Source organism: Aliivibrio sp. EL58 (assembly GCF_900312675.1).
Taxonomy (GTDB): Bacteria; Pseudomonadota; Gammaproteobacteria; order Enterobacterales; family Vibrionaceae; genus Aliivibrio.
On the sequence record NZ_OMPC01000006.1, the window covers coordinates 156,894 to 180,683 of the forward strand.

21 protein-coding genes are annotated in these 23,790 nt (G+C 41.3%); 7 read left to right on the forward strand and 14 right to left on the reverse strand.

Annotation, left to right across the window (positions count from 1 at the left end; all coding sequences use genetic code 11):
* From ED622_RS08065 to ED622_RS08075, 3 genes are read left to right on the forward strand one after another with little or no spacing between them, the layout of a single operon-like run.
* Complete coding sequence (locus ED622_RS08065) at positions 1-762, forward strand: uroporphyrinogen-III synthase (protein WP_122033387.1); 762 nt, start codon at positions 1-3, stop codon at positions 760-762.
* Positions 759-2,003, forward strand: a complete 1,245-nt coding sequence (locus ED622_RS08070; protein WP_122033388.1) for a uroporphyrinogen-III C-methyltransferase — start codon at positions 759-761, stop codon at positions 2,001-2,003. The genes ED622_RS08065 and ED622_RS08070 overlap by 4 nt, the downstream gene beginning before the upstream one ends.
* A complete protein-coding gene (locus ED622_RS08075) occupies positions 2,000-3,184 on the forward strand; it encodes a heme biosynthesis HemY N-terminal domain-containing protein (RefSeq protein WP_122033389.1) in 1,185 nt (394 codons plus the stop codon). Before ED622_RS08070 ends, ED622_RS08075 begins: the two co-directional genes overlap by 4 nt.
* 87 nt (positions 3,185-3,271) lie before the next feature.
* On the opposite strand, the gene fre is transcribed toward ED622_RS08075, so the two are convergent.
* The 6 genes from fre to trxA all read right to left on the reverse strand — a co-directional run bounded on the left by fre (position 3,272) and on the right by trxA (position 9,411).
* Positions 3,272-3,982, reverse strand: coding sequence for an NAD(P)H-flavin reductase (gene fre, locus ED622_RS08080; protein ID WP_122033390.1), 711 nt, complete (start codon positions 3,980-3,982; stop codon positions 3,272-3,274).
* A 97-nt stretch (positions 3,983-4,079) separates the two neighbouring features.
* A complete protein-coding gene (locus ED622_RS08085; RefSeq protein WP_005416876.1) occupies positions 4,080-4,343 on the reverse strand; it encodes a 2Fe-2S iron-sulfur cluster-binding protein in 264 nt (87 codons plus the stop codon).
* Positions 4,344-4,525: 182 nt separating this feature from the next.
* The gene (gene ubiD, locus ED622_RS08090) at positions 4,526-6,370 is read right to left on the reverse strand and encodes a 4-hydroxy-3-polyprenylbenzoate decarboxylase (protein WP_122033391.1); all 1,845 of its coding nucleotides are present in this window, start codon (positions 6,368-6,370) and stop codon (positions 4,526-4,528) included.
* A gap of 90 nt (positions 6,371-6,460) precedes the next feature.
* Positions 6,461-7,456 (reverse strand): hypothetical protein, encoded by a 996-nt coding sequence (locus ED622_RS08095; RefSeq protein ID WP_122033392.1) that lies wholly within the window; start codon positions 7,454-7,456, stop codon positions 6,461-6,463.
* A 160-nt stretch (positions 7,457-7,616) separates the two neighbouring features.
* A complete protein-coding gene (gene rho / locus ED622_RS08100) occupies positions 7,617-8,876 on the reverse strand; it encodes a transcription termination factor Rho (protein ID WP_122033393.1) in 1,260 nt (419 codons plus the stop codon).
* Between the two features lie 208 nt (positions 8,877-9,084).
* Positions 9,085-9,411: a thioredoxin TrxA gene (gene trxA, locus ED622_RS08105; protein WP_005416871.1), complete on the reverse strand. Its 327-nt coding sequence runs from the start codon at positions 9,409-9,411 to the stop codon at positions 9,085-9,087.
* Between the two features lie 112 nt (positions 9,412-9,523).
* On the opposite strand from trxA, the gene rhlB reads away from it, so the two are divergent.
* Complete coding sequence (gene rhlB / locus ED622_RS08110; protein WP_122033394.1) at positions 9,524-10,834, forward strand: ATP-dependent RNA helicase RhlB; 1,311 nt, start codon at positions 9,524-9,526, stop codon at positions 10,832-10,834.
* A gap of 32 nt (positions 10,835-10,866) precedes the next feature.
* Positions 10,867-12,360, forward strand: coding sequence for a guanosine-5'-triphosphate,3'-diphosphate diphosphatase (gppA, locus tag ED622_RS08115; RefSeq protein WP_122033395.1), 1,494 nt, complete (start codon positions 10,867-10,869; stop codon positions 12,358-12,360).
* A gap of 471 nt (positions 12,361-12,831) precedes the next feature.
* Here the strand turns inward: gppA and hemB are convergent, their stop codons facing one another.
* A complete protein-coding gene (gene hemB, locus ED622_RS08120; RefSeq protein ID WP_122033396.1) occupies positions 12,832-13,845 on the reverse strand; it encodes a porphobilinogen synthase in 1,014 nt (337 codons plus the stop codon).
* Positions 13,846-13,980: 135 nt separating this feature from the next.
* Between hemB and ED622_RS08125 the strand changes: the two genes are divergently transcribed.
* Entirely contained in the window at positions 13,981-14,742 is a 762-nt protein-coding gene (locus ED622_RS08125; protein ID WP_122033397.1) for a TatD family hydrolase, read from the forward strand.
* A 1,950-nt stretch (positions 14,743-16,692) separates the two neighbouring features.
* Here the strand turns inward: ED622_RS08125 and tatC are convergent.
* The 7 genes from tatC to rmuC are packed head-to-tail and all read right to left on the reverse strand — an operon-like array spanning position 16,693 to position 22,743.
* Entirely contained in the window at positions 16,693-17,448 is a 756-nt protein-coding gene (gene tatC, locus ED622_RS08130) for a Sec-independent protein translocase subunit TatC (RefSeq protein WP_122033398.1), read from the reverse strand.
* Between the two features lie 2 nt (positions 17,449-17,450).
* A complete protein-coding gene (gene tatB / locus ED622_RS08135; protein WP_122033399.1) occupies positions 17,451-17,828 on the reverse strand; it encodes a Sec-independent protein translocase protein TatB in 378 nt (125 codons plus the stop codon).
* Positions 17,829-17,831: 3 nt separating this feature from the next.
* The gene (gene tatA / locus ED622_RS08140) at positions 17,832-18,083 is read right to left on the reverse strand and encodes a Sec-independent protein translocase subunit TatA (RefSeq protein WP_122033400.1); all 252 of its coding nucleotides are present in this window, start codon (positions 18,081-18,083) and stop codon (positions 17,832-17,834) included.
* Between the two features lie 55 nt (positions 18,084-18,138).
* The gene (gene ubiB / locus ED622_RS08145; RefSeq protein WP_122033401.1) at positions 18,139-19,770 is read right to left on the reverse strand and encodes a ubiquinone biosynthesis regulatory protein kinase UbiB; all 1,632 of its coding nucleotides are present in this window, start codon (positions 19,768-19,770) and stop codon (positions 18,139-18,141) included.
* Complete coding sequence (locus tag ED622_RS08150) at positions 19,767-20,390, reverse strand: SCP2 domain-containing protein (protein ID WP_122033402.1); 624 nt, start codon at positions 20,388-20,390, stop codon at positions 19,767-19,769. The genes ubiB and ED622_RS08150 overlap by 4 nt, the downstream gene beginning before the upstream one ends.
* 11 nt (positions 20,391-20,401) lie before the next feature.
* Positions 20,402-21,166 carry a bifunctional demethylmenaquinone methyltransferase/2-methoxy-6-polyprenyl-1,4-benzoquinol methylase UbiE gene (gene ubiE / locus ED622_RS08155; RefSeq protein ID WP_122033403.1) on the reverse strand — a complete coding sequence of 255 codons (765 nt, stop codon included), beginning with the start codon at positions 21,164-21,166 and terminating at the stop codon, positions 20,402-20,404.
* A 56-nt stretch (positions 21,167-21,222) separates the two neighbouring features.
* Positions 21,223-22,743, reverse strand: coding sequence for a DNA recombination protein RmuC (rmuC, locus tag ED622_RS08160; protein ID WP_122033404.1), 1,521 nt, complete (start codon positions 22,741-22,743; stop codon positions 21,223-21,225).
* Between the two features lie 127 nt (positions 22,744-22,870).
* Here rmuC and ED622_RS08165 point away from each other — a divergent pair, with 127 nt between their 5' ends.
* Positions 22,871-23,782, forward strand: a complete 912-nt coding sequence (locus ED622_RS08165; RefSeq protein ID WP_122033405.1) for a DMT family transporter — start codon at positions 22,871-22,873, stop codon at positions 23,780-23,782.
* Positions 23,783-23,790 lie beyond the last annotated feature (8 nt).

A 23,790-nucleotide genomic window follows, 5' to 3' on the forward strand; every position in this document is an offset into this window, starting at 1 on the left:
ATGACCATATTGGTGACTCGCCCTGAGCAAGAGAGCCAAGCATTGTGTGATGCCCTGCAAGCATTAGGGCATCATGCTATTTCTCATCCTCTTTTAACCATTCACCCAGGTAAAGAACTTTCTCTACTTCCTAACTATTTCTCATCACTTTCTGATGGGGATTTTCTTATTGCTGTGAGTCAACATGCAGTGCAACACGCGCAAGATTATTTGCAATTGCAGCAAAAAGAGTGGAAAAAAGGGGTAAATTACATTGCCGTTGGTCAAAAGAGCGCTCAATACCTCAGATCCTATATTTCAGATCCAGTACACTTCCCAACGCCAAGCGACAGTGAACATTTATTGGCACTTCCAGTCTTAGATAATGTGGCAGGGAAAAAAGTACTTATTTTACGTGGCAACGGTGGACGCGATCTCATTTATCAAGCACTTGAAGAGCTTGGTGCAGAAGTCACCTATTGTGAAACCTATCAACGTCAATCCACCACGTTTAATGGCGCCACTAAAGCTAAAGAGTGGCAAGAGAACAACGTAAACACCCTAGTAATAACCAGTGGTGAACAGCTCTCTTTTTTCACCTCTCAATTTACTAATACCGATTTAGATTGGGTACTAGGTTGTCGATTATTAGTACCTAGCGAACGAATTAACCAACTTGGCCAACAACTTGGTTATCAACATATTGAAACGGTTGGCGGAGCCTCTAATTCCGACTTGCTGCACTATTTCAGTGAGCATCATAATGATGGGACTTTCAAATGACAGAAAACAACAATAAACCACAGCCTGCAGAAGAAAATGCAGCATTGGTTTCGGCTTCTTCTACAACAAATAAAGATAAAAAAGAGCCAGAGCAGACAATGACACCAACAGGTTCTTCAACGACTAAAAAATCAGAAGAATTGGTTGATAAAAAAGGCCGCCGTTTAGGTACCGTTGCAATCATTATCTCAATTTTATTCAGCGGGGGTGCTTTCTTAGCATCACAGCAGCAAGTAACTCAACAACAAATACAAATTGCTCAGTTAGAACAAAAGCTGATCAGCGCTGACAGTACCTTTGATGCAAAACTGGTAACCGCTGAGCAACGAATTACGGGTAAAGCAGATGAAATCGTTCGTAAAGCGACGGTTCTGATGCAACAACAAGATAAAAGCATTGCGAGCCTTCAATTGGCGATCGCAGATGTTAAAGGTCGCCGTCCAAATGATTGGCTACTTGCTGAAGCCGATTACTTAGTAAAAATGGCGGGGCGTAAATTATGGCTCGAGCATGACGTGGTTAGCGCTACACGTCTAATGGAAAATGCCGATCAGCGTATTTCAGCGTTAAATGATCCAAGCCTAATGCCACTACGTCGAGCAATGGCAAGTGACATTTCAACCCTAAAAGCGATTCCTCTTATTGACCGCGATGGCTTAGTTCTCAAACTAAATAGCCTTGAACAACAAGTAAATACTCTGCCTTTAGCGAGTGCTATTCTTCCTGAAGCAGAAGCCATAGAAAAGAAAGAAGTATCAAGCAATATTAATGATTGGCAATCAAACCTAATGCAATCTGTTAATGATTTTGCGGGTCACTTTATTACGTACCGAGTGCGTGAAGGTAATGTGATCCCGTTACTTAGCCCTGAGCAGCACTTTTACCTAAAAGAGAACATCAAAGGTAAATTACTATTGGCTTCTAAAGCGCTATATCGTGAACAAAGTGAAGTGTATACCTCATCACTAGAGAGCGCGAAGTTATGGTCTTCTCAATACTTCCAACAAGATGATCCTGCGGTGATGAGCTTTATGGCTCAATTAGATTCATTAGCGAAATTTAAAGTTGATGTTCGTTACCCTCAAAAAATGAAGACGCAAGCCCTACTGTCTGATTTCATTTCTGAACGTTTACGTCGAAATGTGCAAGCGATTGGTGAGACTCCTGCAAAAGCAGATCCTGTGAAAGAAAAAACGGCTCCAGTAAAACAAGCTGAAGCAACAGAAGGAGGTAACTCATGATCCGATTACTTCTTCTGGCCATTGTTTTAGTCGGCGGATTAATCGTAGGAACGACGTTTGCCGATCAACAAGGTTATGTTCTCATTTCTGTTGCTGATACTACGATTGAGATGAGCCTAACCACACTGGTTATCTTTATTGGGGCATTAATTGCTGGATTGTTCCTATTAGAGATCTTGGTAAAGCGTATCCTATCAGTGGGCAACTTCACTCGCGGTTGGTTCAGTGCTCGTCACTTACGTAAAGCTCGCTATAACACGTTCAAAGGTATGATAAAGCTTCATGAGGGTGAGTGGAAAGATGCAGAGCGCCTTATCACTAAAGGTGGCCGACATAATGACTTCCCATTATTGAACTATCTTGCCGCAGCAGAAGCAGCTCAAGGTCGTCAGCAAATTGAACAACGCGATCATTACTTAAAGCTAGCTTCTGAACAGTCAGACAGCAGACTGGCGGTTGCATTAACGAGCGCGAAATTACAAATGCGTGAGCAACAGTATGAACTTGCTCTTGCTACGCTACAGTCGGTAAAAGTGGATTATCCACGTAATCCTGTTTTGCTTGAGTTACTTAAAGAATGTTATTTGGCGCTAAATGAATGGCAAGCTCTGAAGAACATCATTCATCCTCTAACTAAAGCGAACCTTATTTCAGAGCAACAAGCGCTGGAATTAGAAGAGAAAGCAGAATGTGGATTAATGGCCTTTATTGCGACAAATAAGGGGACTGCAGGGTTATTAGATCACTGGAACTCTTTACCTAAGAAGCTACAAAAACACGTTCCTGTATTGGTCTGTTTAATCAAGCAACTACACGCACGTAAAGCGGATTCTGAAGCTTATATTATCCTACGTGATAACTTGAAAAAGCGCAGCGATGATCGCTTGGTAGAGCTATTACCAACCTTAAACCTGGCCGATTATCACCCGGCAACAGTACTGCTTGAAGGCATGGCAAATTACGATGTTCGTAACCCTGTGATTCAAAGTACGCTAGCTCAGCTGTATATGCGAACTGAGAAATGGCAGCCTGCACGTGACCATTTTGAAGCGGCCTTAGCCATTCGTGAGAATATGTCTGATTACGCTTATCTTGCGCGCGTTTTAGAGAAACAAAACCGTAAACAAGCGGCGGCGGATCTGTCTCGTAAAGCGTTGACTATGGTTGATAGTCAAACTTAACCCTGAGCTATTAAATATCATAAAAATGCCACTCTTTTGAAGTGGCATTTTTATTGGTATTAGTACTAATGTAACGACTGTTCTAGATTAAATAAATGCGAATGCATCACCAAATAGCTGCTCTTTCTTTGCTTGTTTTTCAGTGATGAATTGCTCACGAGCCGCACCTGCCATTTCAAAGCGACCTGCAATATAAATATCCACTTCAGCTAATGAGTTAAAGTCGGCTTTTACCGCTTCAAGTACATTACCCGTTTTACCTGTCCAACCTTCAGTTTGTTCAACTACTGGTACAAAGGTAATGTGTTCATGTGCTGCTGCAATCGCTTCTATCTCTGCTTTTGCATACAATTGACACTCATCACGGCCACCCCAGTATAAGAAGATTGGCTTTTGAATTTTTTGACTAATGGTATGGTCTAAAATTGAACGTACGTAGCTAAAACCAGTACCACCAGCGATTAACAGCATTGAACGCTCGCTGTCTTCACGGATCCACGCTTCACCATGAGGGGCATCAATTTGGATATCTCCGCCGTTTTCTAGTGCCGCTTTCATTGACTCAACCACTTCGCCAGCATAGGCATTGTGCTCTGCAGCACCGATGTGTAGTTCAATTTCGCCTTCATGACGACAAGGGCTGCTAGCGATTGAGAATGGACGCTTGTCTTTCTCTCCCATCACAACCATTAGGTATTGGCCTGCTTTAAATTCTACTGGCTGTTCTGGGTGAAGTAATATTTGAAAAGTATTACAAGCCAATGGCTCGATAGACTTTACTTTGCAATTGATTGGCATGACTTTCCTTTTTCAGCTGATACCTATTTAACATGGTATTTATACGCTGTAATTATTATGTGTATTGAGCATTAAGCTCTAATTATACGGGGAGGATTTATTCTAACAACAGCACTAAATCACTTTTTGCTGTTGCCTGACACGCAAATACCCACCCTTCTTGTTGTTCTTTGTCGGTTAGAAGTGGTTCTAAATCGTATTCAATTTCCCCTTCTAACTTTTTACATAAGCACATGGCACATGCACCTACTTGGCATCGATTTGGGTAGTTTATCCCCGCTTCCAATGCCGCATCTAAGATGGTTTGCCCTTCTTCGATGCTGAATTCTTTTTGTTGTGGGAGTAAGGTTATTTTTTTCATCACACCTTTCTTTATCTTTTTCAGAGCTTAATGAAATACCTTTTCGTTTACTTTATCCAGTGAAATGAAATGCCTTTCCGCAAAAGCAGAATGGATTTAATTAGTGTTGATAGCTTATCGATAACAACAGCTGTTTTGCTACAAGACATTACACTTCACTAAAATATGTAGTAAACCAATACTTATTTGAAAATACCTAATTCATCCCAAATGGCATCGATTTTAGCAACAACTTCTGGTTCTTTCTTGATTGGTGTTCCCCACTCACGAAGACATTCAGAGCCCAATTTATTGGTCGCATCTAGCCCCATTTTTGAGTGTCCGTCCCCATCTTGCAAAAATAACGTATCTCTTGCAGGGTCCATTCGAGTGGTTACCGCCCAAATAATGTCGTTCCAATCACTCACATCAACATCGTCATCACACACGATAACAAACTTGTTCTCATCAAACTGAGACCAAACCTCTTGCATGATTTTCTTACCATTACCGACCGCTTGCTTATTGATAGAAACGACGACCATACTGGCATTGTTGTTTTGCAAATGAATATCGATAATCTCAGGGCATGCTTTGGTTATTTCAGCTAAACAGCCTTCAATCTTTTCACTGTCTGTCAGTGAATATTCTACATTAGGTGATAATGCTAATTCTGCATCCCATTTTTTAGTGATATCTAAACCCATTTTTGAGCCTAAACCAACGACTGGCGAAGCAAAATCTAATGAATCGATTGGTGTGTTCTCTATCATCAAACTATCACGTGATGGGTCCATATGCTGAGACATTGCTGCTGTCACTTGTGACCAATCTCGTGCATTTACCTCTTCATCACACACTAATACAAATTTGGTGTACATGAACTGACGTAAGAACGACCACACACCCATCATCACGCGTTTTGCGTGTCCTGGGTATTGTTTCTTCATCGTCACTACCGCCATGCGATACGAGCAGCCTTCTGGTGGTAAATAGAAATCAATAATTTCAGGAAACTGCTTTTGTAAAATCGGCACAAACACTTCGTTTAAAGCCACACCAAGCACAGCTGGCTCATCTGGCGGACGACCTGTGTACGTACTGTGATAGATAGGCTCTTTACGCATGGTGATATGCGTTACAGTAAATACGTGATGCTTTTCAACTTCGTTATAGTAACCGGTGTGATCGCCATAAGGGCCTTCATCGGCAAATTCTGTTGGGTCTATATAGCCTTCAAGTACAATTTCAGCACTGGCTGGGACTTCTAAGTCATTACTAATAGATTTGGTGATCTCAGTTCGACTACCACGCAGCAGACCTGCAAATGCGTATTCTGATAAGGTGTCAGGAACAGGCGTTACAGCTCCAAGAATAGTGGCAGGATCGGCACCAAATGCGACAGAGACAGGGAAAGGTTCACCTGGATTTGTTTCCATCCAGTCACGTAAATCAAGCGCTCCACCACGATGAGCAAGCCAACGCATGATGACTTTATTTTTACTGAGTTTCTGTTGACGATAAATACCCAGATTCTGACGTTTCTTATTTGGGCCTTTAGTGATGGTTAAACCCCAAGTTAATAAAGGCGCTACATCATCAGCCCAACAACTCATTACTGGAATTTTATCTAAATCAACCTCATCACCTTGCCAAACAATCTGTTGGCAATTTGCCTTACGAATATTCTTGGTTGGCATATTCAATACTTGTTTGAATACTGGCAGTTTATCTAAAGCATCTTTAAAGCCCTTTGGTGGCTCTGGCTCTTTTAGATACGCTAATAATTTACCTACTTCACGCAGTTCAAGAACATCTTTACGCCCCATACCAATCGCAACACGTTCAGCAGTACCAAATAGATTCGTTAATACAGGAATATCGTAACCGATAGGATTTTCAAATAGCAATGCAGGACCACCCGCTCGTAAAGTACGATCGCTGATCTCTGTCATTTCATAATGCGGGTCAATGGGGTGTGAAATGCGTTTTAACTGTCCGATCTGTTCCAAGTGATCGAGAAAATCACGTAAATCCTTATATTTCATCGCTATCTACTGTCGTGAAGTTTGAATAGATTATACCCAACCCAATTCAAACTCACACTCTCTATTTATCTTTACCTACCGTCCTAGCTGTTAACGTTGTGATAACGCTAATCTTACGTGCTGTTTGCGGACTTTGTTTCGCGTTGTCGGTAAGCTTTCTAACCAAGATGTATGGCCATAATTAGCCAAATGTATAGCAACCGCACCACCATCTTGAATATGATCAATTTTAGCCAATAAGAATTGCTGAACATCTTTAGGAAGAGGATGAAGTTGTGCTAACGAAGCAAAAGCATTCTGTTTTAGTGAAGGATTATTAGTGGCTAACATTAATTGTTGAGTTGCGAATGGATCTGGAGCGACGTTAGATAGACGCTCAAGCTCTGCGATACTGTGCTGATCAGTGCGCATTTTCCATAGGATTTTATACACTTCACTGTTTCGAGATAACTGCGCTAAACGCACCATGACTTCGGTCGTTGGTAACCAAACTGACAAAGGGTCATCTGTTATCTGAGCAACAAGATAATCTAACGCTTCAGGGGTTAAGCTGTCTAATTCAGCTAATACTATCGATTGACGAACACGCACTTCATGAGGTTCACCCACTAGCCATTCAGATAACACTAAGCGGTGCTCTTCTGCTGCGAGTATAAAATCCAATACTTGTTGATCTTTCGACATTTGACTTAAAACACGCGAAGCAATACTTGAATAATCAAAAGCGAGTTTCGTCACCACATACCCATTACCTTGCTCTTTAATGGTGTAGGTTGGGTGGATAGTCAATTGCTCTTTAAGCCAGATGGTTCCTTTTGGATCGAGGATCAATTGCTGCTGCTCTATCTGCTGAACCAACATGAAGCGAACGGCTTCTTGCTGTGGCATAGATAGACGATTGAGAGAAAAGTTGAGTGTGATGATATCGCCATCAATCAAATATTGATGCAGTTCATCGACCTTCTTATTGAGTTGCTGATCAACCAATAAACTATTCACAAAGCTTGGTTGAACTTCAGACGCTGATACATGACCAGTCAGCAAACTTGCAGAAAGGAGGATCGATGCTAACAGTCCTTGTTGCATATGTTATTCCTTCAATGGACTAAGTGGATATTCCTTATACCAAGCTTAGTACAAATGATGATGCCGTCAAATTAACAAACAATCAACAAAAAACGCCACCTTATTAGGCAGCGTTTCATTATTTATTGAGCTTGGTACCAATAATTGAGTTAGTTATCAATTACTGACGACGCATTGCATCAAAAAATTCATCGTTAGTCTTCGTCATTGATAGTTTATCAATTAAGAATTCCATTGCATCAGTCTCGCCCATTGGGTGAACAATCTTACGCAAGATCCACATTTTCTGTAGCTCATCAGACTTAGTTAGAAGCTCTTCACGACGAGTACCAGAACGGTTGAAATCGATAGCTGGGAATACACGTTTTTCCGCAATTTTACGGTTTAGGTGTAATTCCATGTTACCTGTACCTTTAAACTCTTCGTAGATTACTTCATCCATTTTAGAGCCAGTATCAACCAAGGCTGTTGCGATGATAGTTAAGCTACCACCTTCTTCAACGTTACGTGCAGCACCGAAGAAGCGCTTAGGACGATGAAGTGCGTTAGCATCAACACCACCAGTAAGAACTTTACCAGACGATGGGATCACGGTGTTGTATGCACGAGCTAGACGAGTGATTGAGTCAAGTAAGATAACCACGTCTTTCTTATGTTCAACAAGACGTTTTGCCTTCTCAATAACCATCTCTGCAACTTGTACGTGACGAGACGCTGGCTCATCAAACGTTGATGCAATAACTTCACCTTTAACTAGGCGTTGCATCTCAGTTACTTCTTCTGGACGTTCATCGATAAGTAGAACCATTAACTCACACTCAGGGTGGTTATAAGCAATACTTTGAGCAATGTTTTGAAGTAGCATTGTTTTACCCGCTTTTGGCGGAGCAACAATAAGACCACGTTGACCACGGCCAATTGGTGATGCTAAATCAAGAACACGTGCTGTAATGTCTTCTGTTGAGCCATTACCACGTTCCATGCGTAAACGATCGTTAGCATGTAAAGGAGTAAGGTTTTCGAAAAGAATTTTGTTACGAGCATTATCAGGGCGATCATGGTTAACTGCGTTTACTTTAAGAAGAGCAAAGTAACGTTCGCCATCTTTTGGTGGACGAATCTTTCCAGCAATCGTATCACCAGTACGCAAGTTAAAGCGACGAATTTGGCTTGGAGAGACATAGATGTCATCCGGACCAGCCAAATAAGAACAATCTGCTGAACGAAGGAAACCAAAGCCATCTTGAAGAATCTCAAGAACACCATCTCCAAAGATGTCTTCACCGCTTTTCGCATGTTGCTTAAGGATGGAGAAGATGATGTCTTGTTTTCTTAGACGCGCTAGGTTTTCTAGGCCTAATGATTCGCCAAGAGCAACAAGATCCGATACAGGTCGGTTTTTAAGTTCAGTAAGATTCATAGTGGTAGGTAGTTGTTTAGTCAAAATCAGATTCTATCTTTAGTGGATTTAAGAATGGATGACCTTCGAGCTCGGTCAAGAAATGAAATCGTATGAAATACGCGCGAATAAATTATCACTTATTCGCATTTTAGTCTAGCTTAGAAAAACAAAACCGCACATAATTTCTCATTATATGCGGTTCTATCAGACTTAATTGCACCCTATATTATAGGTTTGCATCAAGAAACTCTTTAAGTTGAGTTTTCGAAAGTGCACCCACTTTCGTTGCAGCAACGCCGCCATCTTTAAATAAAAGCAGCGTAGGAATGCCACGGATACCAAATTTTGGTGGTGTTCCTGCATTCTGATCGATATTTAATTTACCAATCGTTAGTTTGCCTTCGTACTCGTCAGCAATCTCATCCAGAATAGGGGCAATCATTTTACAAGGACCACACCATTCTGCCCAGAAATCTACTAGTACTGGGCCTGCAGCATTGATCACACTTTCTTCAAAACCGCCATCTGTAAGCTGCAAAATTTTGTCGCTCATCGTCAACTCCAACGTTAAATTTAAAGGCTGATTTGATGATAACCAGCAAATTGATGCCCTATTTGAATGGAATACGTTTCGTATTGCAAGCTTTAACTGATATTCTATAGCAATGAAAAAGACGCACATCACAGAGCAAAACTTTGCCGACCTAGGTTTAGAGCCTCAGGTCCTTGATGGTTTGAATGCACAGGGGTTCATAAAATGTACTCCTATTCAAGCTAAGGCATTGCCGGTACTGCTCGCCGGCCAAGACATTGCAGGCCAAGCCCAAACGGGTACAGGTAAGACGCTAGCGTTCCTTACTGCTACTTTTAATCACCTACTAACGACACCAGCTCCTGAAGGTCGTAAAATTACGCAACCGCGTGCCATTATCATGGCACCAACGCGTGAATTAGCGATTCAAATTCATAAAGATGCTGAGTCACTAATCGCAAGCACTGGTATCAAAGCCGCGCTAGCTTACGGTGGCGAACGTTATGAAAAACAACAACAAGTGATTGAGCAAGGCGTTGATATTTTGATCGGGACTACCGGTCGTATCATCGACTTCTACAAGCAAGGTCACATCGACTTTAAGATGATTCAAGCCGTTGTACTTGATGAAGCCGATCGTATGTTCGATTTAGGTTTTATTAAAGACATTCGCTTTATCTTCCGTCGTATGCCTGCGCCAACAGAACGCTTAAACATGCTGTTCTCTGCAACGCTATCTTACCGTGTACAAGAGCTTGCTTTTGAACACATGCAAGAGCCAGAACACGTTGTTGTAGAACCGGATCAAAAAACAGGTCATCGTATTAAGGAAGAATTATTCTATCCTTCAAACGATCATAAAATGGCACTTCTTCAAACACTTATCGAAGAAGAATGGCCAGATCGTGCGATTATCTTTGCTAATACCAAGCACAAATGTGAATCTGTTTGGGGTCACCTAGCAGCAGATAAACACCGTGTTGGTCTTCTTACTGGTGACGTGCCACAGAAAAAACGTGAACGCATCCTAGAAGAATTTACTAAAGGTGACGTTGATATCCTAGTTGCGACTGATGTTGCAGCTCGTGGTCTACACATCCCACAAGTAACTCACGTATTTAACTTCGATTTACCAAACGAAGCTGAAGATTACGTTCACCGTATCGGTCGTACTGGTCGTGCTGGTGAAAGTGGTAACTCTATCAGTTTTGCTTGTGAAGAATACGCAATCAATCTTCCAGCAATCGAAGAATACATTGAGCATTCAATCCCACAATCTGATTACGACTCTTCGGCACTATTAGAAGACTTACCTGCACCTATACGTCTACAACGTCGTCCGCAGCAAAATCGTCGTAATGGCAACAATAACAACAATGGTCAGCGTCAAGGCGGAAATCGTAAGTACTCTCGCCCACGTCAACCTCGTAGCCCTCAAGCGTAATCTGAGCTCTACGGAAAAATGAAAAGGATGTTATGAAAAGTTCAACGATATCACCTATGTATGCCGCCATTGATTTAGGCTCAAATAGCTTCCATATGCTTGTTGTGCGTCATATAAATGGTAGTGTGCAAACCATGGCCAAAATCAAACGTAAAGTTCGTTTGGCTGCGGGATTAGATGAAAACTACACACTTAGCCATGAAGCTATGCAGCGTGGGTGGGATTGTTTGAGCTTATTTGCAGAACGTTTGCAAGACATCCCTGTAGAAAACATTCGCATTGTCGGCACCGCAGCATTGCGTGTAGCCACCAATGTGGATGTCTTCTTAGAAAAAGCCAATCAAATCTTAGGTCATGATATTAATGTGATCGAAGGTGAAGAAGAGGCTCGTACGATTTACCAAGGAGTTGCACACACTTCGGGTGGTAATGGCCGTCGCTTAGTGGTCGATATTGGCGGCGCAAGTACAGAACTAATCATTGGCGAAGGTTTTGAAGCACAAGCACTCACAAGTCTAAAAATGGGCTGTGTTACTTGGCTTGAAGGCTATTTTAAAGACCGTGCATTAACTAAGAATAACTTTGATGCGGCTATTGCTGGCGCAAAAGAGACACTGGCTCCTATTTTACAGCAGTATACCGATCTTGGTTGGCAAACCTGTGTAGGTGCAAGTGGTACGGTTCAAGCATTGCAAGAAATTATGTTGGCGCAAGGCATGGATGAGGTTATTACCTTAGCCAAGCTTAAGCGCCTTCAAAAGCAAGCAATGCAATACGAACATTTAGAACAATTAGATATTGATGGCCTTACCCTTGAGCGCGCTTTAGTGTTCCCAAGTGGTTTATCTATTCTTATCGCTATTTTTGAGTTATTGGATATTGATTCAATGACACTCGCAGGCGGTGCTCTGCGTGAAGGGTTATGCTATGGCATGATCGAAGCGCTTCAATACGATGAAGTGTGTAAAAGAACCATCTCAAGCATTCAGCAACGATACCAACTTGATACCGACTACGCTCAACAAGTGACTAATTTAGTGGAACAACTTGTCGTACAATGTGGTGATGATTGGTTAATTGAGCCTCAAGCGTTACCGCTATTAAAAGCTGCGTCTCAACTTCATGAGATTGGTATGTGCATTGATTATAAAAAAGGGGGCGAACACTCAGCCTACTTAATCAATGCCTTAGATTTACCGGGTTATACTCGCGCTCAAAAGCACCTATTAGCTGAATTACTGCGTCGTTATCGCGAGCAGTTCTCTGCAATGCCGAACCAACATGCGGTGTCTGATTTATCAGCTCAACGTATGTTACGTATCCTACGTTTAGCGCTTATTTTAACCCATCGTCGTGATGTATCTTTAGCTCCAGTTGTGACTCTATCTGAAAAAGATGATGTTTTATCGTTGGCGATTGATAAGCAATGGCTAGCAGAAAACCCGCTGACAAGAGCGGAGTTGGAAATTGAAGCAGATAAGCAGACGAATATTGGTTGGGATTTGGTTATTGATGCTAGGGACTAGTATTTAGGGACGAGTAAGAGCCTATACGCTGCGCTAACTAGAGGCTAGAACGCTTTGCTTCTATAAGAGCAAAAGCAAGAGCCTTATTATGCTAGTTTCAGGATTCAGGATTCAGGATTCAGGATTCAGGATTCAGGATTCAGGATTCAGGATTCAGGATTCAGGATTCAGGATTCAGGATTCAGGAAAAATAAAAGCATGATGATTAACTAAAATCATCATGCTTTTTTTATTTCTTAGAAAAAAGTTAACAGCACTGAATTCTATGCTCTTATAGCCTCTAGTTAGCGCAGCGTATAATCTCTAGTTAACACCAAAGCTCATCACACCAACCTCTGAAACCTTTAAGCGAAGCAATCTGAACTCTGCTCTTATAGTTTCTAGTCAGCGCAGCGTATAGTCTCTAGTTAATACTAAAACCCACCACACCCACCCCTGAAACCTTTAAGCGAAGCGATCTGAACCCTGCTCTTATTTCTCTTCCGCCAACCACTCAGCGACATCTTTCGCAAAGTAAGTCAAAATGCCATCAGCACCTGCGCGCTTAAAGCACAACAGAGATTCCATCACAGTATCGCGCTCACTCAACCAACCATTCATAATAGCGGCTTTGTGCATCGCATACTCACCAGACACTTGATAAGCAAACGTAGGAACTTGAAGTTCAGTCTTAACACGACGAACGATGTCCAAGTAAGGCATACCTGGTTTCACCATTACCATGTCAGCACCTTCATTGATGTCCATTGCCACTTCGTGAATAGCTTCATCGCTGTTGGCTGGGTCCATCTGGTAGTTTTTCTTGTTACCACCTTTTAAGTTAGACGATGAACCGACTGCATCACGGAACGGACCGTAGTAACAAGACGCATATTTTGCAGAATACGCCATGATTTGCGTATGTACATAACCTGCTTTCTCTAGCGCTTTACGGATCTCACCAATACGGCCATCCATCATATCTGACGGAGCCACCACATCAGCACCGGCTTCAGCATGCGATAACGCCTGCTTAATCAGAACTTCTGTCGTTACGTCATTCATCACGTAACCATCTTCATCAATAATGCCATCTTGGCCGTGAGTCGTGAATGGGTCTAATGCCACATCAGTGATAACACCTAACTCAGGAACATGTGCTTTTAACTCTTTCACAGCACGCTGAACTAAGCCTTCTGGATTATGAGCTTCTGCTGCACATAAGCTTTTCGCATCTTGAGAAACGACTGGGAATAAAGCAATCGCAGGGATGCCTAAATCATATAAACGTTGTGCTTCTTCAAGTAATAAATCAATCGATAAACGCTCAACACCTGGCATTGAATCTACCGTTTCACGACGATCTTTACCCATAAGTACAAACATTGGATAGATTAAGTCATTAACGGTTAATTGGTTCTCAGCCATTAGACGACGGCTAAATTCATGCTTACGCATACGACGCATACGACGGTTTGGAAACGCACCTTGAATGGATACAGACACACTGAGCTCCTTTTGTATTTATGATGCGTTCAATATATACCCATCGCCTTTTGAATCCAAATTTTCTTAGGGATCTGATTTTTACAATTAACTTGGTATGATAGAAAACATAACTTGAATAAAAGATCCTTAATTATGATTGATACCCACGCTCACATATATGCGAAAGAATTTGATGAAGACCGAGATTTGGTTGTTCAACGTGCCTTATCACAAGGTATCGATCAGATCTTATTGCCTAACATTGATTTAGACTCTATCGAACCAATGCTAAAAACCGAGGCTGCCTACCCTAATATTTGTCGCTCGATGATGGGATTACACCCTTGTTATGTAAATGCTGATGTTAAGCAAACCCTAGCGACCATCCACTCTTGGTTTGAAAAACACAACTTCATAGCGGTAGGTGAAATAGGTATTGACCTATACTGGGACAAAACCTTTAAAGCCGAACAAGAGATGGCATTCATCACCCAATTAAATTGGGCAAAAGAGATGAAACTGCCGGTAGTGATTCATACTCGTGACTCTATTGAAGAGACATTAACCCTGCTAAAACAAGAGCAAGACGGCTCGTTATCAGGCACTTTCCACTGCTTTGGTGGCTCAGTTGATGAAGCTAAAGCGATCAATGATTTAGGCTTTCACTTAGGTCTTGGTGGAGTTTCTACTTTTAAAAATGGCGGTATGGATAAAATCATTCCACACCTTAATATGGACTATTTAATCTTAGAGACCGATTGCCCATATTTAGCACCAGTACCTCACCGTGGTAAGCGTAATGAGCCTGCATATACGCAGTTGGTTGCTCAACGTGTAGCGGATTTACGTGAGATGAGTCTGGCGGATGTTGATGCGGTTACAACGGCTAATGCTAAAAAACTTTTTGGGATTTAAGAGAAAACAATAGAGTTCAGATCGCTTCGTTTCAGGAAGAATCTATACGCTACGCTAACTAGAGGCTAGACCGCTTCGCTTCTATAAGAGAAAAAGCTGATTCTTTAGCGCTGCGTATAGGCTTTTACTTTGTCCCAAATAAGAAAAACCCCGCTAGACTCTCGTCCAACGGGGTTATAACTTTACTCGCAGCAATCCGGCTACTAATGGTGCTCCATGCATCAAATCCTTGATAGTATACTGATTCCTTCAGTGCATTCCTTTCTCGCCATCCTAGCGGTGTCCTTGATCTTATCCTGATCCGTTAACAATCCGTAGTTAACTCTCTTCGCTTGTTCCTTGAGCGGTGTCCCTTACATCATCCTGATGTGCAGTCCTTTTACCTCAATCCTAGAGGTGTCCATTGTCTTTCCTTAGTAGCAACCATCCTAGTTACTATTGCGTCCATTCAATGTCCGTTTTGCTATCCTTGCCGATTACTAATCCTAAGTAACCGAGTGCCTCATCCTGAAGCGTACCAAATCCTTGGCTAGTTCCTGTTCCGTGTCAGCATCCTTCCGACACCAATAAGATTACGCTTTTCATTATTTTCAGCAATAGACTAAATTCAAACTTTTGCAAAAATAATTATCGCCCTTTTGCTGAAACACACAAAGCAATTAAATATCAACAACTTAAAATATAACTGGTTATATTTATCCATAAATAAAGCGAAAAAGCGCACTTGTTTGTGAGAGATCTCGCACACGGGTGATGGTGTTTTGGGAGTAAGGATTAAGATCGCTTCGCTAGAGGTTTCAGGAGTGAACGTGATAAGTGGTAAATACAGCTAGAAACGATACGCTTCGCTAACTAGAAACTATAAGATCAAGAAAAAATACGGAGCAATTAAACCCTGCATTCACAACCCCTCCTAGCCTCCCCTTATATCGACATTGGTGATCACATAAGGATATTTACTCAAGGGGAGGAACTGTATTGTAAGCGCTGAAATATCCGCACCAAAGAAGGTTCACCCCCTTTCTCTATGAATTACTGGGATCGATAATATCAATATAAGGAGGAGTTAGAGGGGGTTGCTGACACCATAATCTATTAAATTCAGAATCAGCTCTTGCTCTTATAGAAGCGAAGCGTTCTAGTTTCTAGTTTCTAGTTTCTAGTTAGCGCAGCGTATAGGCTTTTATTTTTTTCCAAACAAGAAAAACCCCGCTAGACTCTCGTCTAACGGGGTTATAACTTTACTCGCAGCAATCCGGCTACTAATGGTGCTCCATGCATCAAATCCTTGATAGTATACTGATTCCTTCAGTGCATTCCTTTCTCGCCATCCTAGCGGTGTCCTTGATCTTATCCTGATCCGTTAACAATCCGTAGTTAACTCTCTTCGCTTGTTCCTTGAGCGGTGTCCTTTACATCATCCTGATGTGCAATCCTTTCCCTCAATCCTAGAGGTGTCCATTGTCTTTCCTTAGTAGCAACCATCCTAGTTACTATTGCGTCCATTCAATGTCCGTTTCGCTATCCTTGCCGATTACTAATCCTAAGTAACCGAGTGCCTCATCCTGAAGCGTACCAAATCCTTGGCTAGTTCCTGTTCCGTGTCAGCATCCTTCCGACACCAATAAGATTACGCTTTTGCCTTTTTTCAGCAATAGACTATTTCACTATTTTTGCAAAAAAAAATATGAGAAATTGAAGATAAAAACACAAATTCATATTTTTCAATTAGTTACTAACTTTAAGTAAAAATAAACCCACAAATAAAGCGTTAAATCTCACTCTCTTGTGAGAGATCTCGCACAAGACTCTTCCACTTTGTCTCTATTACTTCTTATAAGCTTAAAATTAAAAGGTGATCCTAGTCACCTTTGTTTTCTAAAGACATAAAAAAAGCGCTGACAGATATCAGCGCTTTTTAGCTATTACTTCTTAGTTCTTAATCAAGCATTACGCTTCATCTTGTTCCATATCATCTTCATTTTTCTCTCTCACATAAAAACGAGAGAAGAACAAACCAAACTCAAACAAAATACACATAGGTACCGCGAGTAGAGTTTGAGAAATAATATCTGGAGGCGTCAGCATCATACCAACAACAAAAGCACCCACGACAATATATGGACGCTTTTCTCTGAGTATTTCAGGAGTCGTTGCTCCTGTCCAGCACAGTAAGATAATGGCAACAGGTACTTCAAACGCAATACCAAAAGCCATAAACAGTGCTAAAACAAAATCAAGATAACTGGCAATATCCGTTGCTACTTGAACCCCTTCTGGTGCAATTGTGGTAAAGAAACCAAACACCAAAGGAAAAACAACAAAGTAAGCGAACGATACGCCGGCATAAAACAATAAAGAGCTTGAGAACAATAATGGCATGATGAGTTTCTTTTCATGCTTATACAGTCCTGGAGCCACAAATGCCCACACCTGATAAAGAATCATAGGTACAGCAACAAATACCGATGCCACCAAAGTCAGCTTTATGGGCGTGAAAAAGGGTGACGCGACATCAGTTGCTATCATCGTTGCACCGGCAGGTAATCTTTCTACCAAGGGTGCAGATAAGAACTCATAAATGTCGTTAGCAAACCAAACCAGACCTAAAAATACTACTATAACGGCAATTAATGCCTTTAATAGACGATTTCTTAGCTCTAGCAGATGAGTTAACAACGGTTGAGAGTGTTCAGCTGATGACATAATTACTCTGCTTTTGTTTTAGAAGTTGAATCAGATACCACCGAAGTTTCTGCATCCACTTTTACTGTGTCTGCTTTTTCTTCTGGTTTTGCATATGGACGAGTGACATCGGCTGCCGCTTGTTTTAACTCTTCAACTGACTTTTTAAGATCAGGTGCTAAGTCTTCCATATTCATCTGTTCTGCTTTACGCAAATTTTCTTGTAACTCTTGTATTTTCAACTCTTGAGACAGCTCATCTTTGACGTTATTCGCCATGCTTTTTGCTGCACTCACAAATTGAACAACCGAACGAATCGCTTTTGGCAAGCGCTCAGGTCCCAATACAACGAGCCCAACAACAGAGATCAGTATCAGTTCCCAAAAACCGATATCAAACACGTGTTATGCCTGCTCTTTGTCGTTTTGCTTTTGTTTTTCTGCTGTTTCTGCTTCTTTTTTCTCTAAGTTTTGAGGAGCAACAAAGTCTGCGTCTTTTTTCGCATCTTTTGCTGTGTCTTCATCGCTTATTGCTTTTTTAAAGCCTTTAACTGCAGAACCCAAATCACTGCCTACACCGCGTAATTTCTTCGTACCAAATAGTAGAATAATAATTACTGCAATAATAAGAAGTTGCCAAATACTAATACCACCCATGCTTATTTCCTCAGCGTGTTAGGGGTTAAAAAATTGCTAAATAGAGTAACGCTTATTAACGATATGCTCGCCAGCTTAATAGCCAAAACGTGACTCCTGTAGCAGCACTAATTGATGCTAACGCAGTAATGTTACTGGTTAATAACACCGCAGAACAAATCAGCAGAGTTGCTCCAACATTAAATAGGAATTGCCCTTTCGCTTGTTGGCGCTTACTTTGACGATAACCTGCGTAGAGTTTATCCATTCGTTGATTGAGAACTTTGCCCTGGCGCAAACTGTCATAAACTAAATCAGGTAGTTCAGGTAGTTTTTCTGCCCAGAATGGCGCTTTCTCAGTCAAAGCAGTCATAAAGGCTGCCGGTCCAATCTGTTTTGCCATCCACGTTTCTAAAAACGGTTTAGCGGTTGCCCATAGATCGAGTTGAGGATAAAGCTGTCGTCCTAATCCTTCTACGTACAATAATGTTTTTTGCAATAATACCAGTTGTGGCTGCACTTCCATATTAAAGCGACGTGCGGTATTAAATAAGTTCAATAGCACGTGACCAAAAGAGATTTCCCCTAATGGTTTAGCAAAAATTGGCTCACACACCATGCGGATCGCAAACTCAAATTCTTCGACATTAGTGTCTGCCGGAACCCAACCTGAATCAACATGCAATTGTGCGACTTTACGATAATCACTATTAAAGAAACCCAGTAGATTTTCAGCTAAATAGCGCTTATCTTCTTTATTGAGTGTTCCAACAATACCACAGTCCAATCCAATCCATTGTGGATTATCTGGATTATCTGGGTTAACGAAAACATTGCCTGGGTGCATATCGGCATGAAAGAAACTGTCACGGAATACTTGAGTAAAGAAGACCGATACACCACGCTCAGCTAATAGCTTCATGTTAGTGCCATTTCTTTCTAGCTGCGCAATGTCTGATACTTGAATACCATAAATACGCTCAGACACCATTAAGTGCTCAGAACTGACATCCAAAATCACCTCAGGAACATACAACTCTTCGCTACCTTCGAAGTTTCGGCGTAGCTGCATTGCATTACTGGCTTCTCTTCTTAAGTCTAGTTCATCCACTAAGGTTTTTTCGTATTCCTCAATCACCTCAATCGGTTTTAAACGACGAGCTTCTGGAACATGTTGCTCAACTAATCTTGCCATGCGATACATTAAACGAATATCTGCTTCTATCACAGGGCGAATATCAGGGCGAATTACTTTCAGAACAATCTCACGTCCCGACTCTTTAAGCTTGGCGGTATGCACTTGAGCAATAGACGCAGACGCTAATGGGATTATATCGAAATCAGTAAACCAGTTTTCTAATGGTCCACCTAGTGATAGTTCCATTTGGTCTTTCGCTAATTGACCATCAAATGGAGCCACTTGATCTTGTAATAGAGCCAACTGATCTGCTAAATGAGGAGGAAAGAGATCACGACGAGTCGACATCATTTGACCGAACTTAATCCAAACAGGGCCAAGCTCTTGTAACGCTAAACGTAAACGTTCACCCAATGGTTTTTCTGGATGTTTGTTTTTAATCCAAAAAAGGCCACGACGTAAACGTTTCGGTAATTGAGTTAACGCATGATCAGGCAGTAATTCATCCAATCCATACTCAAGCTGAACCTTGGTAATATGATATAGGCGTTTTAGCTCTGATGGCGTCATGCGCGCTCCATTGGATTATTGGTTAATAATCGTGTTAAACGTGCATCTAACTCGGATAGTTGAGTTTCAACATCAGACACTTGGTCACAGAAATGTGCGATTTCTAATGGTGCTGGTGCGATTTTCCACTCTTCAGTTAATACTTCTGCCGCATGACGAGTTTGACGAGTGATTTGTTTTTTCACCCAACACGCACTGCCTTTCACGCTACTAACTAACGTATGAGCAACAATATCACCAGTGTATTGAGATAACTTCTCTTCTACATCAGGTTTTAACTCTTCAAGTAACCCTGAAAATTGTTGGGCAAGTTTTAAATCTCCTTCTAATACCAACTTATCTTGTTTGATAAGTTGAGTAATATTGTTTTGATCGCGCAATTGCGGCAGAACAGAAAGATTTAAAGCAAGATAGCAATCAGCTTGGCCTTCAAACTTAGAAAGAATATCAACTTGTAGATGGCTAAAGACAAAGAAAAGATCCTTGTTCACTTCATTTAAATGAACATGAATAATTTTGCCTTTTAAGCGCAATAAAGCGACTTTACTATCCGGTGATTCTTTCAACAGAGTGTTTAACCCTGTTTCCATCACACCTGTTACAAACGGTTCTAATGGCATCGTTTTATCCTTTAAAACTTGTAACCACGGTGCAATGCAACAATACCACCGGTTAGGTTATAGTAATTTGCTTGTTCAAAACCCGCGTCTTCCATCATGCTTTTTAAGGTTTCTTGATCTGGGTGCATACGAATAGATTCAGCTAAATAACGGTAGCTTTCAGCATCATTCGCGATCAGTTCACCCATTTTAGGAAGCAAATGGAAAGAGTACGCATCATAGATTTTCGATAATGGTTCAATGATTGGTTTTGAGAACTCTAAGACCAATAGACGACCGCCCGGCTTTAATACACGGAACATAGAACGTAAGGCTTTATCTTTATCCGTTACGTTTCGTAGGCCAAAGCTAATCGTAATACAATCAAAGAAATCATCTGGGAATGGCAATTCTTCGGCGTTCGCCTGTACGTAATTTACGTTACCAACAATACCCATATCGCGTAATTTATCACGACCAACGTTCAACATTGAGTTGTTGATGTCCGCTAAAATCACTTGGCCTGTATCACCAACAATACGTGAGAATTTAGCCGTAAGGTCACCAGTACCACCAGCTAAATCAAGAACTTTATGACCAGGACGTACGCCACTGCAATCAATCGTGAATCGTTTCCATACGCGATGCACACCACCAGACATAAGGTCATTCATGATGTCGTATTTTGCGGCTACAGAGTGAAATACTTCCGCAACTTTCGCAACTTTCTCGTCTTTCGCGACTGTGGTAAAACCGAAGTGTGTTGTTTCTTCAGGCGCTTGCATCTTGTCCGTCATTTTAAGTCCTCTAGAGATTGTACGCTAAATCCCGATACTCTGAATTCAGCAGCGCTCTAGTCTACTTTATCCAAGCCATTATCACCAAGTGTTTGCATCGTATCTGCTTCAAAAGATTGCTCAATAAATTTACGATTTATATCTCGCTTTACTTCAACACCTAGCTCTTTAAAGCTTTCAGCCTGACGAATAAGATTACCACGCCCACTTGCCAGTTTATTCATTGCACCTTGGTAGCTTTGATTGGCTTTATCTAATGAACCACCCACAGCTTCCATATCATCAACAAACAAACGCATTTTGTCGTATAGCTTACTGGCGCGATCGGCAATGATTTTTGCGTTTTGGTTTTGTCTCTCGTTACGCCATAAATTGCTAATAGTTCTTAGCGCTACGAGTAAAGTTGTAGGACTTACAATTATAATATTCTGTTCCATGGCATCTGATATCAACGAGGGATCCGCTTCAATAGCTACTTGGAATGCTGGCTCTACAGGAATAAACATTAAGACATAATCAAGACTACGTAAGCCATTTAACTTATGATAATCCTTTTTACTTAATCCACGTAAATGAGCACGAATGGCCATCAAGTGTTCATCCAGCGCTTGCTCTTTTTGATTAAAGTCGTCGCTGTTAAAAAATCGCTCATACGCCACTAAGGTCATTTTTGAATCGACCACGACATCTTTCTCATCAGGTAAGTGAACAATCACATCGGGATAAAAACGCTTACCGTCTTCGTCATCCATACTGACTTGAGTATCGTATTCATGGCCTTCTCGTAAGCCTGATTCTTGCAGTACACGAGCAAGGACAACTTCACCCCAACTACCCTGCTGTTTATTGTCACCTTTAAGGGCATTGGTCAGGTTTACCGCCTCTTGTGTCATTCGTTCATTCAGCTGTTGTAAGCTACGAATTTCATGCACCAAAGTGTGGCGTTCTTTCGCTTCAAAACCAAAGCTGTCGTTAACCTGTCTTTTAAATCCTTCGAGCTGTTCTTTTAAAGGTGACAGCAAGCCCTCTAAACTGACTTTGTTTTGCTCATCAACGGTTTTGGTTTTTTGTTCAAATAACTGATTCGCTAAGTTTTCAAACTGCTGCTTTAAGCGCAACTCTGCACGCTCTAGCATCTCAAGTTTTTCTTGGCTCGATTTACGCTCTTCTTCATGACGCGCTTCTTGCTCTCGCAGTTCCGCTTCTACATTGGAATTGGCTTGGCGTGAAAACTCTAATTGTTGAGTTAAAAATTCTTTCTCTTTTTGGATGGCTTCAAAATAACGCAGCTTTTCCATGGCAGCCATTAAACGACCATGAGATTGTTTTTGCTCTTGGGCAAGCTTATCTCTTTCGAGATCCAATTCATCCAACTCACTTTGTTGTTTCTCTAATTGCAGATTGAGTTGGTTTAATTGAGTTGATGCGAGTTTTTTTTCTGATTCTAATTCATGCTCTAATAAGGCTAATTCTTGTTGATTACGACTTTTTGTTAGTACATGTGCAACGGCATAAGCAATGCTTGCCCCGGCAAAACCAAACAATAAGTGCCCACCAAATTGATTAAAAAATTCCATAACTCACTCAATACAAAAACTTATTCTTATAGGATATTTTGATACTGGATAAATGTCCAGTTAACACTATTTATCAAGCGCAGGTACACTCCTGATCTAAATGGATTTCTAACTGAGAATAATAACAATGAATGAACGTCGTGCTTTAGGCTTTGGAATAGCTGCGGTTCTCTTATGGTCAACTGTAGCAACCGCTTTTAAAATCACTTTAGAACACTTTACCCCGACCCAAATGCTCACCATTGCCAGTGCCGTTTCTATTCTTGCACTAGCGGGTGTTGCGGCTTACCAAAAAACCTTATCGCAATTAGTGAATACCTTCGTTGCCAACCCTTTGTACTACATTTTACTTGGCGCGATTAATCCACTGGCTTATTACTTGGTTCTCTTCAAATCTTACGATTTATTACCGGCTTCTCAAGCGCAACCAATCAACTACAGCTGGGCAATCACACTGACTTTAATGGCGGCGGTTTTTCTTGGTCAAAAAATACGTAAACAAGATTGGATTGCTTGTGTTCTTGGCTATGCTGGTGTGATTGTTATTGCCACTAAAGGCGATGTATTAGGCTTAGAGTTTGACAGTCCTTTAGGTGTTGGATTGGCTCTCGTTTCAACCTTATTGTGGGCGAGTTACTGGATTTTAAATGCAAAAAATAAAGCGGATCCTATTTTAGGGCTATTACTTGGCTTCTTGGTTGCACTTCCGGTTGCGATTGGGTTGAGTATCTATGAAGGTGCACCTTGGGCACAAATCCCAATGAGTGGTTGGCTAGCGGTGTCTTATGTCGGCTTGTTTGAGATGGGCATAACGTTTGTATTGTGGTTATCAGCACTGCGTTTAACTCAAAATACAGCGCGTATCAGTAACCTGATTTTTGCTTCTCCGTTTATCTCTTTATTACTATTGGCAAATATCATTGGTGAAGAGATCCATCCATCAACATTGATTGGCTTGGTTATGATTGTGTGTGGATTATTAGTTCAGCAATTTTATGGTAAGAAAAAAGAGACAGAGATTGCAATTGAAAGTGAATAGATAACGGT